The sequence below is a fragment of the Caulobacter sp. FG7 genome (assembly GCF_057808875.1).
Genome location: NZ_JBMDIW010000001.1, coordinates 25,811 through 38,471, shown reverse-complemented (window position 1 = coordinate 38,471; position 12,661 = coordinate 25,811). Strand labels below are relative to the sequence as shown.

General features: G+C 68.9%; 14 protein-coding genes. 5 read left to right on the top strand and 9 right to left on the bottom strand.

Going from position 1 to position 12,661, the window contains the following annotated elements; genetic code table 11:
• Nucleotides 1-213 precede the first annotated feature (213 nt).
• Together ACODR1_RS00230 and ACODR1_RS00225 are read right to left on the bottom strand one after the other, a co-directional pair.
• A complete protein-coding gene (locus tag ACODR1_RS00230) occupies nucleotides 214-936 on the bottom strand; it encodes a beta-ketoacyl-ACP reductase (protein WP_488878655.1) in 723 nt (240 codons plus the stop codon).
• Between the two features lie 110 nt (nucleotides 937-1,046).
• A complete protein-coding gene (locus ACODR1_RS00225) occupies nucleotides 1,047-2,222 on the bottom strand; it encodes an acetyl-CoA C-acetyltransferase (protein WP_488878654.1) in 1,176 nt (391 codons plus the stop codon).
• A gap of 221 nt (nucleotides 2,223-2,443) precedes the next feature.
• Between ACODR1_RS00225 and phaR the strand changes: the two genes are divergently transcribed.
• Nucleotides 2,444-3,127 carry a polyhydroxyalkanoate synthesis repressor PhaR gene (gene phaR / locus ACODR1_RS00220; protein WP_488878653.1) on the top strand — a complete coding sequence of 228 codons (684 nt, stop codon included), beginning with the start codon at nucleotides 2,444-2,446 and terminating at the stop codon, nucleotides 3,125-3,127.
• 59 nt (nucleotides 3,128-3,186) lie between these two features.
• On the top strand, nucleotides 3,187-3,522 hold the full coding sequence (locus ACODR1_RS00215; protein WP_488878652.1) for a hypothetical protein: 336 nt from the start codon (nucleotides 3,187-3,189) through the stop codon (nucleotides 3,520-3,522).
• Here ACODR1_RS00215 and ACODR1_RS00210 read toward each other — a convergent pair.
• From ACODR1_RS00210 to ACODR1_RS00190, 5 genes are all read right to left on the bottom strand, one after another.
• Nucleotides 3,519-3,842 carry a DNA-binding protein gene (locus ACODR1_RS00210; RefSeq protein ID WP_488878651.1) on the bottom strand — a complete coding sequence of 108 codons (324 nt, stop codon included), beginning with the start codon at nucleotides 3,840-3,842 and terminating at the stop codon, nucleotides 3,519-3,521. The two genes, ACODR1_RS00215 and ACODR1_RS00210, sit on opposite strands and share 4 nt — an antisense overlap.
• 532 nt (nucleotides 3,843-4,374) lie before the next feature.
• Complete coding sequence (locus tag ACODR1_RS00205; RefSeq protein ID WP_488878650.1) at nucleotides 4,375-5,643, bottom strand: acetyl-CoA C-acyltransferase; 1,269 nt, start codon at nucleotides 5,641-5,643, stop codon at nucleotides 4,375-4,377.
• A 77-nt stretch (nucleotides 5,644-5,720) separates the two neighbouring features.
• Nucleotides 5,721-6,377: a sulfite oxidase-like oxidoreductase gene (locus ACODR1_RS00200; protein WP_488878649.1), complete on the bottom strand. Its 657-nt coding sequence runs from the start codon at nucleotides 6,375-6,377 to the stop codon at nucleotides 5,721-5,723.
• 165 nt (nucleotides 6,378-6,542) lie between these two features.
• Complete coding sequence (locus ACODR1_RS00195; RefSeq protein ID WP_488878648.1) at nucleotides 6,543-6,968, bottom strand: hypothetical protein; 426 nt, start codon at nucleotides 6,966-6,968, stop codon at nucleotides 6,543-6,545.
• Between the two features lie 244 nt (nucleotides 6,969-7,212).
• The gene (locus ACODR1_RS00190) at nucleotides 7,213-7,953 is read right to left on the bottom strand and encodes a glycosyltransferase family 2 protein (RefSeq protein ID WP_488878647.1); all 741 of its coding nucleotides are present in this window, start codon (nucleotides 7,951-7,953) and stop codon (nucleotides 7,213-7,215) included.
• 55 nt (nucleotides 7,954-8,008) lie between these two features.
• Between ACODR1_RS00190 and ACODR1_RS00185 the strand changes: the two genes are divergently transcribed.
• From ACODR1_RS00185 to ACODR1_RS00175, 3 genes are read left to right on the top strand one after another with little or no spacing between them, the layout of a single operon-like run.
• Entirely contained in the window at nucleotides 8,009-9,781 is a 1,773-nt protein-coding gene (locus ACODR1_RS00185; protein ID WP_488878646.1) for an ArnT family glycosyltransferase, read from the top strand.
• Nucleotides 9,778-10,680 carry a hydroxymethylglutaryl-CoA lyase gene (locus ACODR1_RS00180; RefSeq protein ID WP_488878645.1) on the top strand — a complete coding sequence of 301 codons (903 nt, stop codon included), beginning with the start codon at nucleotides 9,778-9,780 and terminating at the stop codon, nucleotides 10,678-10,680. Before ACODR1_RS00185 ends, ACODR1_RS00180 begins: the two co-directional genes overlap by 4 nt.
• A 6-nt stretch (nucleotides 10,681-10,686) precedes the next feature.
• Complete coding sequence (locus tag ACODR1_RS00175) at nucleotides 10,687-10,992, top strand: hypothetical protein (RefSeq protein WP_488878644.1); 306 nt, start codon at nucleotides 10,687-10,689, stop codon at nucleotides 10,990-10,992.
• Between the two features lie 6 nt (nucleotides 10,993-10,998).
• Here the strand turns inward: ACODR1_RS00175 and ACODR1_RS00170 are convergent, their stop codons facing one another.
• Both ACODR1_RS00170 and ACODR1_RS00165 read right to left on the bottom strand, forming a co-directional pair.
• The gene (locus ACODR1_RS00170; protein ID WP_488878643.1) at nucleotides 10,999-11,703 is read right to left on the bottom strand and encodes a glycosyltransferase family protein; all 705 of its coding nucleotides are present in this window, start codon (nucleotides 11,701-11,703) and stop codon (nucleotides 10,999-11,001) included.
• Nucleotides 11,704-11,772: 69 nt separating this feature from the next.
• Nucleotides 11,773-12,648, bottom strand: a complete 876-nt coding sequence (locus tag ACODR1_RS00165; RefSeq protein WP_101716091.1) for a bifunctional regulator KidO — start codon at nucleotides 12,646-12,648, stop codon at nucleotides 11,773-11,775.
• Nucleotides 12,649-12,661: the final 13 nt, after the last annotated feature.

Genomic DNA, 12,661 nt, shown 5'->3' with positions numbered 1-12,661 from the left:
CAAGCGTCGCCGTGCGACTTTTCTGCAACGCTTCCCTTGGCGCGCGGCCCCCGCCACTCGCTCCCCATAGAGCCTGCCCGCTTCGGTCGCCCGCAACGGACAAGCAGGCTCGTCCCAAACAGGAAGAGCGCGGCGATCCGCCACGTGCTCCCGGTTGGCGCGATTGACGCCAACCGGGACCGTCAGGTCAAGACAGAAGGTTCGAGGCCAGCCTCAGGCGAGGTACTGGCCGCCGTTCAGCGACAGGGTGGCGCCGGTGACGAAACCCGCCCGCTCGCCGGCCAGGAACGAGACCATGTCGGCGATCTCCTCGCCCTTGCCCAGGCGGCCGACGGGGATGCCGCCGATGATGCCGGCCAGCACCGTCTCGGGCACGGCGGCCACCATCTCGGTGTCGATGTAGCCGGGGCAGATCACGTTGACCGTGACGCCCTTCTTGGCGTTCTCCAGGGCCAGCGCCTTGGTGAAGCCGATCAGGCCGGCCTTGGCGGCCGAGTAGTTGGTCTGGCCGACCTGGCCCTTCTGGCCGTTGATCGAGCTGATGTTGACGATCCGGCCCCAGCCGCGCTCGCGCATGCCCTCGATCACCGGACGGGTCATGTTGAAGGCCGAGTCCATGTTGACCCGGATCACTTCCGACCACTGATCGTAGGTCATCTTGTGCAGGAAGCCGTCACGGGTGATGCCGGCGTTGTTGACCAGCACGTCGATCGGGCCCAGCTCGGCCGTCACCTTGGCCACCGCGGCCTGGCAGTCGTCGAACGAGCCGACATTGCCCTTCACCACCATCACGCCAAGCTCCTTGGCGCAGGCCTCGGCGGCCGCCTCGTTGCCGGAATAGCCGGCCGCGACCTTGAGGCCGTCGGCCACCAACCGCTCGCAGATCGCCCGGCCGATACCCCGGGTGCCGCCGGTCACGAACGCAACTCTAGCCATACAGTAGTCTCCCGCTTCCGTTACGTCATGGTTGCACGTGGTCGCGTCCGGAGCGCAAGCCCCGGACGCAGTTTGTCACGAAGACTTCTTCCGGGGCCAGACTACCCGGCTCAGACGGCCTCGACGCAGAGGGCCACGCCCATGCCGCCGCCGACGCACAGCGTGGCCAGGCCCTTCTTGCCGCCCGAGCGCTTCAGCTCGTGGACAAGGGTGGTCAGGATCCGCGCGCCCGAGGCGCCGATCGGGTGGCCGATGGCGATGGCGCCGCCGTTGACATTGACCTTGGCCGGGTCGAGGCCCAGCTCGCGCACCACCGAGATCGACTGGGCGGCGAAGGCCTCGTTGCTCTCGATCAGGTCGAGGTCGCCGACGGTCCAGCCGGCCTTTTCCAGGGCCTTCTTGGTGGCCGGGATCGGGCCGGTGCCCATGATCTCGGGCTCGACGCCGGCATTGGCCCACGAGACGATCCTGGCCAGCGGCTTGAGGCCGCGCTTGTCGGCTTCCTCGGCGCTCATCAGCACCAGGGCGGCGGCGCCGTCATTGAGGCCCGAGGCGTTGGCGGCGGTGACCGAGCCGTCCTTGGCGAAGGCCGGCTTCAGGCCCGAGATGCTGTCCAGCGTCACCCCATGGCGGATGTATTCGTCCTGGTCGACGACGGTGTCGCCCTTGCGGCCCTTGATGGTCACGCCGACGATCTCGTCGGCGAACTTGCCGGCCTTCTGGGCGGCCTCGGCCTTGTTCTGGCTGGCGACGGCGAACTTGTCCTGGTCCTCGCGGGTGATCTGCCAGCGGTTGGCGATGTTCTCGGCCGTCTGGCCCATGTGGTAGCCATGGAAGGCGTCCCACAGGCCGTCCTTGATCATGGTGTCGACAAAACCCAGGTCGCCCATCTTCTGGCCGGTGCGCAGGGCCTGGGCGTGCGGGGCCTGGCTCATGCTCTCCTGGCCGCCGACCACGACGATGCTGGCGTCGCCCGACAGGATCTGCTGGGCGCCCAGGGCCACCGCGCGCAGGCCCGAGCCGCACAGCTGGTTGAGGCTCCAGGCCGGGCTCTCGACCGGGATGCCGGCCTTGACCGAGGCCTGGCGGGCCGGACCCTGACCGGCGCCGGCCTGCAGCACCTGACCCAAGATCACTTCGTCGACGTCGGCCGGCTTGATCCCGGCGCGCTCGACGGCGGCGGCGATCGCGGTCTTGCCCAGCTCCGCGGCCGGCAGGCTCGAAAGCGCGCCGAGGAAGGAACCCACCGGCGTGCGGGCGGCGGAGACGATGACGATATCGGTCATTGGCTTTGATTTTCCCGTGACTGTTCCGTGACGCCTTCGCAGGTGCGGCGCCCACACTTTTGCAGTGCAACAGCACCATGCCCAAACGAACGGCGTTCGTCACGAATACATTTTCATGTCATCATCTGGCGTCCAAGTCCTCGCGGGACTGGCGCCCTGGCTTTGCATTAGCGATAGTGCGATGCGAAAAGGCGGGCGACACCGCTGTCCCAGGGAACGAAATGTCCGAGAACCCCGAAAAAGGCGAAGCCGCCACCAGCGCCGACAAAGTTTCCGCTGAAAAAGGTTCGGGGCAGCGCGTGGTCATCAAGAAGTACGCCAACCGCCGGCTCTACAACACCGCGTCCAGTTCCTACGTCACCCTCGAACACCTGTCGGACATGGTGAAGGAGGGCGTCGACTTCGTAGTCTACGACGCCAAGACCAACGACGACATCACCCGCTCGGTGCTGACCCAGATCATCTTCGAAGAGGAAAACCGCGGCGGCGGCCAGAACCTGCTGCCCATCCAGTTCCTCCGCCAGCTGATCGGCTTCTACGGCAACTCGATGCAGGCCTTCCTGCCCAGCTACCTGGAGATGTCGCTGGAAAGCTTCTCCAAGCAGCAGGAGCGCATGCGCCAGCAGTTCACCGGCGCCCCGGGCCTGGCCGGCAAGGCGGCCGCGCCGGGCATGGCCATCTACGAGGAACAGATCCGCCAGAACATGGCGCTGTTCGACCGGGCTATGAAGATGTTCTCGCCCTTCGCCTACAGCCGCCCCGAGGACGCCGCCGCCGAGGCCCCCGCCGCCCCGCCGCCGCCCGCGCCGGCGCCGTCCGCCCCCAGCGAGGACAGCCTGGCCGACCTCAAGCGCCAGCTCGAGGCCATGCAGGAACAGATCGCCAAGCTGGCGACCAAGTCCTAATTTCCATCAACCATGACGGCGCATTCGTTCTTAACGGAGGCGCCGCTAGCGTGCCGACCATGACCGGTCCGATCGACCCCATCCGACGTGCGGCGAACGCGCGCCGGGCGCTGGCCGCGCCCAAGGACACCGACCGCCACGAGGCGGACGGCGAAGAGGTCGTGTTCGTCCGCGACGAGGAAGAGACGCCGGCCGATCCGCCGCCGCAGCCGCGCCCGCGCGGCCCGTTCGCCGCCTTCGCCGCCCAGGTCATGGGCCAGCCCGGCCAGAAGCGCGGCCTGCGCGGTGGGCAGGAAGTGCTCGACGCGGCGCGTTCGACCTATCTCGGCACGGAATATTCCGGCCCGGCCGACCGCCGCCCCAAGGCGGGCCTGATCAAGAAGACCGAGATCTAGCCGCCAGATCTGGCCGCAAGGACGGCGACCTGGGCCTCCAGCGCCGCCACCCTGGCCTCCAGCCGCGCGATCCGCGCCGCGGCCGGATCGACCGGCGCCGAATGCGCGCCCACCCCGGCGCGCTGGGCGGCTTCTTCCCGGGAAACCCCGACCATCTCGGCAAAAACCGCCAGTTCGGCCGGCGCGATCTCGCGCTGATCCTTGAAGACCAGCTCCAGATCGGCCGCGCTGAGACCCGCCGCCGCGGCCAGGGCCAGACGATCCAGGCCCCGCTGCGCCAGCCGCGCGTCGTACCAGTCGTGATCGAAGAACAGCGCCATCCTGGATTTCTAGCGCCCCGCGCCGACTTGGCGCCAGTCTTGCTAGGTCGAGACCCGAGTCTTTCCGGAAAGCGTCACGACCTATGCTGTCCATCCTGATCCGAGCCTTCGACGTGGCCGTCGTCACCCTGATCTTCTCGGTCCTGACCTGACACCGTTTTCCTGACAACGCTTCCCTGCGACAAAAGCGCCGAGCGACATCCATTCGCTTGATCGTAGGGACTGCCGGGTCCAATTTAACCGTGTCGCGTCCACCCCCCACAACGCGACATGCGTACCGCCGGCCCGAGGTTGCCCCTAGTCCTCGGGCCGGTTCTACGTCCAGCCCCAAGACATTGTTGGATTTCGCGGCCGCTCTTCGAGATGAGGCGTGCGCTCGAAGACTATCCATAATTCTTCGCCTCCCCCGCCCCTGCGGCAAGGTCCCATGCCGGCGACCGCTCAGACCTCGACCAAGCTCGAAGGGTCTGAGCAGGCTGAACCATGGATCCTGGACACAAGGCCCAGGAAGGCGAATGAGGGCGCTTCAGCCCTACGCCGCCTCCAGCAACATCATCGTGCCCTGGCCGCCGTCGGCGCAGATGCTGACGATGGCCTTCTCGCCCTTGCCGCGCGCCGCCAGTTCCTTGGTCGCCTGGGACAGGATCCGCGCGCCGGTGGCCCCGAACGGGTGGCCCAGGGCCAGGCTGCCGCCGGTGGGGTTCATCCGCTCGCGCGGGAAGGCGCCAAGATCGGCCGTGACGCCGGCCCGCTCGGCCAGGAACTTTTTGCTCTCCCAGGCGGCGATGTGCGACAGCACCTGGGCCGCGAAAGCCTCGTGGATTTCCCAGAGCCCGATGTCGCCAAGCGTGAGGCCGTTGCGGGCCAGCATGCGCGGCACGCCATAGGCCGGGGCCATCAGCAGGCCTTCGCTCCTCAGGTCGATGGCGGTGACTTCGTAGTCGAGGATCTTCACCCGCGGCGTACGCTCGGGCAGCCGGGCCAGGCCCGCCTCCGAGGCCACCCAGACGCTGGCCGCGCCGTCGGTCAGCGGCGAGGAATTGCCGGCCGTCAGCGTGCCTTGGCCGCTCACCTTGTCGAAGGCCGGCTTCAGCTTGGCCAGCTTCTCCAGCGTGCTGTCCTTGCGCGGGATGGTGTCGCGCCGCGCCTCGCCGACCGGGATCACCAGGTCGTCGAAGAAGCCGTTCTCCCAGGCCCGCACGGCGTTCTGGTGGCTGGAAAAGGCGATGGCGTCCTGGTCGGCGCGGGCCAGACCCCATTCCTTGGCGGTGATCTCGGTGTGCTCGCCCATGGAAAGGCCCGTGGTGCGATTGGCCACCTTGGGGATGAACAGCTTCGCATCCGCCGCCTTGAACGCCGACAGCACCGCCAGCCGCCCCTTCAGGTCACGGGCCTGCTGGAAGCGGCGGATCCAGTCCGACAGCCGCACCGACAGGCCGATCTGCACCCGGCTCATGGCCTCGACGCCGCCGACCAAAGCCAGGTCGCGGCCGCGCCCGTCGATCATGCCGGCGGCCTCGAGCACGCCGGTCATGCTGGTCGAGCAGGCCATGACCGTGGAGAAGGCCGGAATGGTCGGGTCCGCCCCGGCGTCCAGCAGCACCTCGCGCGCTATGTTGCTCCAGGTCAGGTTGGGGATCACCGTGCCCCAGACCGCGAAGTCGGGCCGCGCGCCCTTCTCCAGCATGGCCTTCACCACCGGCACGGAAAGGTCAATGGCGTCATGGGCGGCCAGGGCCCCGTCGACCTTGGCGAAGGGCGAGCGCAGGCCGGCGGCGAGCCAGAGATTGGAAGCGGTCATGAACGGCGTCCGTAAGAGGGTCTGTTACCGATAGATAGTGGGCCGGACGCGCCGGCGCTTGTCGAAATCGGCCGCCCTCAGCCGTAGCGCTCCTCGGACCACGGATCGCCGCGATTGTGATAGCCGCGCTCCTCCCAGAAGCCGGGCCGGTCGGCGGCCACGAACTCGATGCGCTTCAGCCACTTGGCGCTTTTCCAGAAATAGAGGTGGGGCACGACCAGCCGCACCGGACCGCCATGCTCGGGCGCGATCGGCGCGCCTTCCCAGCCGTGGGCCAGCAGCGCCCCCTCGTGGGCGAAGTCGTCGATCGCGAGGTTGGTGGTGTAGCCGTCGTAGGAATGCAGCACCACGAACCGCGCCTCGTCCCTGGGCGCGACGGCCAGCACCACGTCGCGGGTCAGCACCCCGTCCCAGTGGTTGTCGTAGCGCGACCAGGTGGTGACACAGTGGATGTCGGAGACCGACGCGCTCTGCGGCTGGGCCAGCAGGGCCGAAAAACTCCAGGTCGCCGGCCGCGACACCAGGCCGTCGATGCGCAGCCGCCAGTCCTCGCGGGAGACGTCGGGCTTGAGGCCCAGGTCCAGCACCGGCCAGTCGCGGGTCAGGTGCTGGCCGGGCGGCAGGCGCTCGCTCTCCGGACGGCTCGTCTCGCCGGTCAGGAACTTGCCCGAGCGCGCCCAGGCTTCCTTGCTGCGGGTCAGCTTGCTGTCTTGCGGCGGCTGGTCGTCGTCCATCGGGGCCTCCTGCATGGAAGGCTAACGCGGGACGGCTCCAGGGCGCTTGTAGAAACGCCGCATCGCGAAATCCTCGCCCTTCGACGGGCTCAGGGTGAGGATTTCGAGTGAAGCGTCGGCAATAGCCCTCATCCTGAGCCTGTCGAAGGACGAGGGCGGCCGCCCCTAGCGCATCTCGCCGAAGTCCACGTCGCGGCGGGCCGCCACGATCGTGACGATGAAGCCGGCCAGCACGTCCAGCAGCACCATCAGGGTGATCAGGAAAAACACCGAGGTCGCGAAGGCCGGCAGCAGCAGGAGCTCCACCAGGCAGACGATGAACAGCACCATCGACAGCGAGTGGTTGACGATCGCCACCTTGCGGCTGGTCGTCGACTTCAGGAGCTCGACGAACAGCACCACCAGCGAGGCGCCGAGCAGGAGGTCGCCCCAGCTGACGATCCAGTCGACGCGCGAGGCCATGTGGATGCGAAACAGCTGCTCGCCGAACCGATAGCTGGCCGCGTCAGACGAGAAACCGCCGCCGACCGTCAGGGCCAGCAGGTTGTAGATCAGCACCGGCAGGGCCAGCAGCGGAAAGGCGGCGAACATTGCGGTGAATTCCCCCGAAGTCGGTTTTCAGGGTTAACCGGTTTTGCCAGGCGGGTGAAGCCGGCGCCGCCCTGATCGCCTCTCTTCCCATGCCCCTCTTCGCCTCCCTCGCCCCTGTGGCGAGGGCCCATGCCGGCGACCGCTCAAACCTCGATCAGGTTCGCAAGGTCTGAGCAGGTTGGACCATGGATCCTGGGCACAAGGCCCAGGAAGGCAAGAATGGGGATCAAAGAGGGATCGAGAGTTACGCCTCGTCGACGCCCTGCGGGTTGCGGGCCCGCGACTGCAGCCACATCACGCCGAAGAGGTCGCTGACCGAAGCCTTCAGGCGGCCGAAGTTGGTATATTTCGACACGCCCGTCTCGCGGTGACGGTGGTTCACCGGCTGGAAGGCGATCTCGTAGCCCTCGCGCAGCATCAGCGCCGGGATGTAGCGGTGGATGTGATCGAAGTAGGGCAGCCGCAGAAAGGCCTCGCGGCGGAAGGCCTTCAGCCCGCAGCCGGTGTCGTTGGCCGTGTCCTTCAAGAGGCGCTTGCGCACGCCGTTGCCGAACTTGGAGGCGAAGCGCTTGGCGTTGCTGTCCTGGCGCTTGACCCGCTCGCCGCCGACCAGGGCGAGCTCGACGGGCGCAGCCTGCAGCGCCTTGGCCAGGCGCGGGGCGTCGGCCGGGTCGTTCTGGCCGTCGCCGTCCATGGTCACCACGATCGGGGCGCGGGCGGCCAGGATGCCGCTGCGGATCGAGCGGCTCTGGCCCGAGTTCTTGCGGTGGCCCAGCACGCGCAGCTGCGGGATCTCGGCCTTGAGGGCGGTCAGCAGGGCCTTGGTGTCGTCGCGGCTGGCGTCGTCCACGAAGATCATCTCGTAGGACTCGCCGGCGAAGGCGGCCGCGATCTCGCGCGCCAGGGCCGGCGCGGCCCCGCCTTCGTCGAACACGGGCACGACGACGGAGAAATCGGGGATCGCGGCGGAATTATCGGATGTCATGGCCGCTTTTACCGCAAATCTCGCGCCATGAAAGGATCGTGCTATTCCAGCACGCATGAGCGCGAACACCAGCCCCGCCCCCAGCCACAGCCCGAGTCTTGAATCCCGTCTCGACGCCTGGTCGCGCGGCTGGCGCGCGCCGGTCTTCGCTGCGCTCGTGGCGCTGATCGCCGGCCTGCCGGGCCTGTTCGCCATGCCGCCGCTCGACCGCGACGAGTCCCGTTTCGCCCAGGCCACGGCCCAGATGCTGGAGACGGGCGACTATGTGAACATCAAGCTGCAGGACCAGCCGCGCAACAAGAAGCCGGTGGGCATCCACTGGCTGCAGGCCGTGGCGGTCGAGGCCGTCTCGGCGCCGGAAGACCGGGGCATCTGGGCCTATCGCATTCCCTCGCTGCTGGGCGCCATGCTGGCGGCGGCGGCCTGCGCCTGGGGCGCCGCCGCCTTCTTCGGCCCGCGCGAGAGCCTGCTGTCGGGCGCGATCCTGGGCGCGACCTTCCTTTTGTCGACCGAGGCCTTCATCGCCAAGACCGACGCGGCGCTGTGCGGCTTCACGACTTTGGCCATGGCGGGCCTGGCCAGGATCTACGCGGCCGGCCTGGCCGGCGAGAAAGCCGGCAAGGGGCCAAAGCTGGCCTTCTGGATCGGCATGGCCATGGCCGCCCTGATCAAGGGTCCGGTCGGCCTGCTGGTCGCCATCCTCGCCATCCTGGCTCTATGGGCCTGGGACCGGAAGATCGGCTGGCTGAAGCAGCTGGGCTGGAGCTGGGGCCTGATCCTGTTCGCCGCCATCGTCCTGCCCTGGGCGACGATGATCACCATCGCCACCGACGGCGCCTTCTGGGGCGCGGCGGTGGGCGGGGACCTGGCGCCCAAGCTGGCCGGCGGCCACGAGAGCCACAGCGGCCCGTTCGGCTACTACGCCCTGCTCTCGCCGCTGCTGCTGTTCCCGGTGACCCTGCTGCTGCCCGCCGCCCTGGTGCTGGCCTGGACCGGCCGCAAGGAGCCGGGCGTGCGCTTTGCTTTGTGCTGGCTGATCCCGACCTGGCTGATGTTCGAGATCCTGCCCACCAAGCTCGCCCACTACACCCTGCCCTCGTTCGGGGCCTTGGCCATGCTGATGGCCGCCGCCCTGCGCAGCCCCCTGGGCCTTGTCCCGCGCATCATCGGCACGGCGCTGCTGGCCCTGGCGGGCGTGGCCTTCGCCGCCGTCTGCGTCATCGCCTGGAAGACCTACGCCGCGCCGTCGGCCCTGCCGCTGGCGATCCTGCCCGCCCTGCTGTTCGTGGCCGCCGCCGTCGCCGGCGGCTGGCTGATCCTGCGCAAACAGGCCGCCAAGGCCCTGGTCACCGCCGGGGTGCTGGGCATACTGGCGCACGGGACCATGGCCGGCCTGCTGGCCCCGCGTCTCGACTCGCTGTGGCTGTCCAAGCGCCTGGCCCGCGCCCTCGAGGCTTCCGACCTCGCCCCTCGCGCCGGCGCCCCCGGCCCGGTGGCGGTGACCGGCTATTCCGAGCCCAGCATGGTCTTCCAGTTGGGCACCACCACCCAGCTGACCGATGCGCAAGGCGCCGCCGACGCCGTCGACGAAGGCCGCCCCGCCGTGGTCGAGGGCCGCGAGGACGAGAAGTTCCGCGCCGCCCTGGCCGCTCTGGGCCACGCCCCGCGCCAGGCCGGCGAAATCAAGGGCCTGAACTATTCCGACGGCGACGACGAGGTGCTGCGCATCTATCGCGGCGAGCCCCGCCGCCACGAGGCCGTCGAAGCCCCCGACGCCGTCAGCGGCGCCGAGACCACTGCTCCCGTCGCCGAGGAGGCCCCGCGATGAGCCGCTTCATCGAGATCGTCGAGGTCGGTCCGCGCGACGGCCTGCAGAACGAGAAGTCGATCCTGACCGTCGAGGAAAAGCTCGACCTGATCCGACGCCTGGAAGCCGCCGGCGCCCGCCGCACCGAGGTGGTGTCGTTCGTGAACCCCAACCGTGTGCCGCAGATGGCCGGGGCCGAAGAGATCATGGACGCCCTGGGCGGCCCCGATCCCAGACGCTCGCGTATCGGCCTGGTGCTCAACATGCGTGGCTGGGAGCGCTGCGTCTCCACCGGCTGCGACGAGGCCAATGTGGTGGTCTGCGCCTCGGACGGCTTCGGCGTGAAGAACCAGGGCGCGACGGTCAACCAGCAGCTTGATGCGCTGGCCGCCATCGTCGAGCGCCAGGCCATCGACGGCGGCCCGCCGATCACCGCCACCATCTCGGTGGCCTTCGGCTGCCCGTTCGACGGCGAGATCTCGGAAGACCAGGTGGTCGCCATCGCCCGCGAGGCCGCCGCCATGAACGTGCCCGAGATCGCCATCGCCGACACCATCGGGGTCGCCGATCCCTGGACGGTCCGCAAGCGCATCGAGGCCGTCCGCGCCGCGGCGCCGGACGCGCGCCTGCGCATGCACTTCCACGACACCCGCAACACGGGTCTCGCCAACGCCTTCGCCAGCGTCGAGGCCGGGGTCGACGTGCTCGACGCCTCGGTCGGCGGCCTGGGCGGCTGCCCTTTCGCCCCGGCGGCGACCGGCAATATCGGCACCGAGGATCTGGTCTACATGCTGGAGCGGGCCGGTTTCGAGACCGGCTACGACCTGGACGCCCTGATCACGATCGGCCGCGACATCAGCCAGCGCCTGGACAAGGCCCCGGCGTCGTCGCTGGCGCGGGCGGGCAAGTTTCCAGCTTAGTCAGGCATGGCCAGGAAGATCTTCGAAATCTGGCGGACAGGTCTGGGATGCATGATGGCTCCCATCGACCCCCAAAGCGATCGCCTGATCGAGGCCTATCCCGAAGCAACCCTGGTACATGTATTTGCTGCGAAATCGAGCTTCGAAGCGTTCCAGAAGAACTATGACTTCAACGACTTAGGCATCTGGGATCCCGGCGCGGACGGATACGACCACCTCTTCACCGATAGCGAGGCGGCAGAACAGCAGCGCTACATGGCCATACGGAAGATGCCGAACGGTCAGATCCCACGGCCCCCGGAGGCAGACTAGCTCGGCTTAAGCCGCGAACCGGCCCAGGTCCTGCTTGCTCTCCACCAGGTCCAGTACGTCGCCCATACGGAAGCCGGGATCGGCCGGGTAGAGCGCGTCGTAGATCGAGCGGGCGAAGGCCAGATCGGCCGGAGTCTTCACGCGCCAGTCGAGGCTCGACCAGTCGCGCACGGCCCGCAGGTGGGCGTGGCGGAAGCGGCCGGGCTGGCTGCGGATGGCCGCGGTGGGCGAGATGCGAGCCAGCGGGTCGCGCTCCTCGGCGGCGGCGGTGCGCAGGGCCTGGGCCGAGATCACCTCGACCTCCAGGCCGGCCGGAAAGGTGCGATAGACGCGGTTGGAGGCGTAGTCGGCGCCGCTGCTCAAGGCCAGCTTGACGGTCTGGTCGATCAGGCCCGGGTCGACAAACGGCGCGTCGCCCTTCAGGCGCACGATGTGGCTGACCGGGCCGGCGGCCTCGGCGCAGCGGGCGATGCGGTCGAGGATGTCGGCGCCCGCGCCGCGATAAACGGTGACGCCGCGCGAGACCAGGAACCCGGCCAGCGCGTCGTCGGCCGGCTGGTCGCTAGTGGCGACGATGATCTTGGAAAGGGTGCGGGCCTGCCGGATGCGCTCCAGCTGGCGCAGGATCATCGGCTGTCCCTGGAGGGTGGCCATCGCCTTGCCGGGCAGACGGCTGGAGCCCATGCGGGCCTGCAGGACGGCGAGGATCATGGCGTTGCCTCCCTTCGAGGCGTTCATCAGGTTCTTTTCTGAACCTTGAGCTTCGAGTCGGGTCCGCCGCTAGGCGACCCAACGTCGCGGGTCGAGGGCCACCGGGTCGTCGATGGCCATCTCGTCCCAGTCGAGATCGGGCGGCGGGCTGGAAGCAGCCGCCACGACGGCGGAAAGCTCGGCGGCCGAGGTCACCCCGACGATCACGGCCGAGGCTTCGGGACGCGACAGGGCGAAACCGAGCGCGGCCTGCAGCGGGTCCGAACGCCCTTCGGCGATCATGCGGCGCACGCGCGACAGGCGGCCCGAGGCCCCCTTCAGCTGGGCCGGCACGCGGTCGGGCGGCAGGAACAGCAGGCCGTTGAGGAAGATCGAGCGCAGTTGCACCTCGACGCCCATGCCGGCGATGCGCTGCAGCGAGCCGTCGGCCAGCAGGCGCTGGTCGAGGAGGCTGGCGGGCGCCTGGATGATGTCGGGCTTGAAGCGGCGGGCCACGCCGACGGGATCGTCGGTGGCGTGGGCGGAAATGCCGATATTGCGGAACAGGCCCTGCTCGCGCAGGCGGTGCAGGCGGTCCCACATGGCCGGGCCATGGGCGCCGAACAGTTCCGACGGCGATTGGACGACGATGGTGTCGGCGCGCTCCAGGCCCATGCGGCGCAGCGAAGCGCGGGCCTCGGCCTCGACGAAGTCGGGTCCACGGTCGGCGCGGGCGGCGGCCAGGGTCACGCGGCACGAGACCGGACGCGGGATCAGGTCGCCAAGCACGGATTCCGAGCGGCCATAGACGCCCGAGACGTCCAGCACCGACAGGCGGGCGCGGGCGGCGATGCTGAGGATGTCACGCGCCTCGATCTCGGGGGAGCGCGAACGCGGCGACGCGTTCATGCCGTCCAGTCCGAACTGGGCGGCGGCAAGACCGAGCTTGGAGACGGTGAGCGACATGAACTTCCGCGTC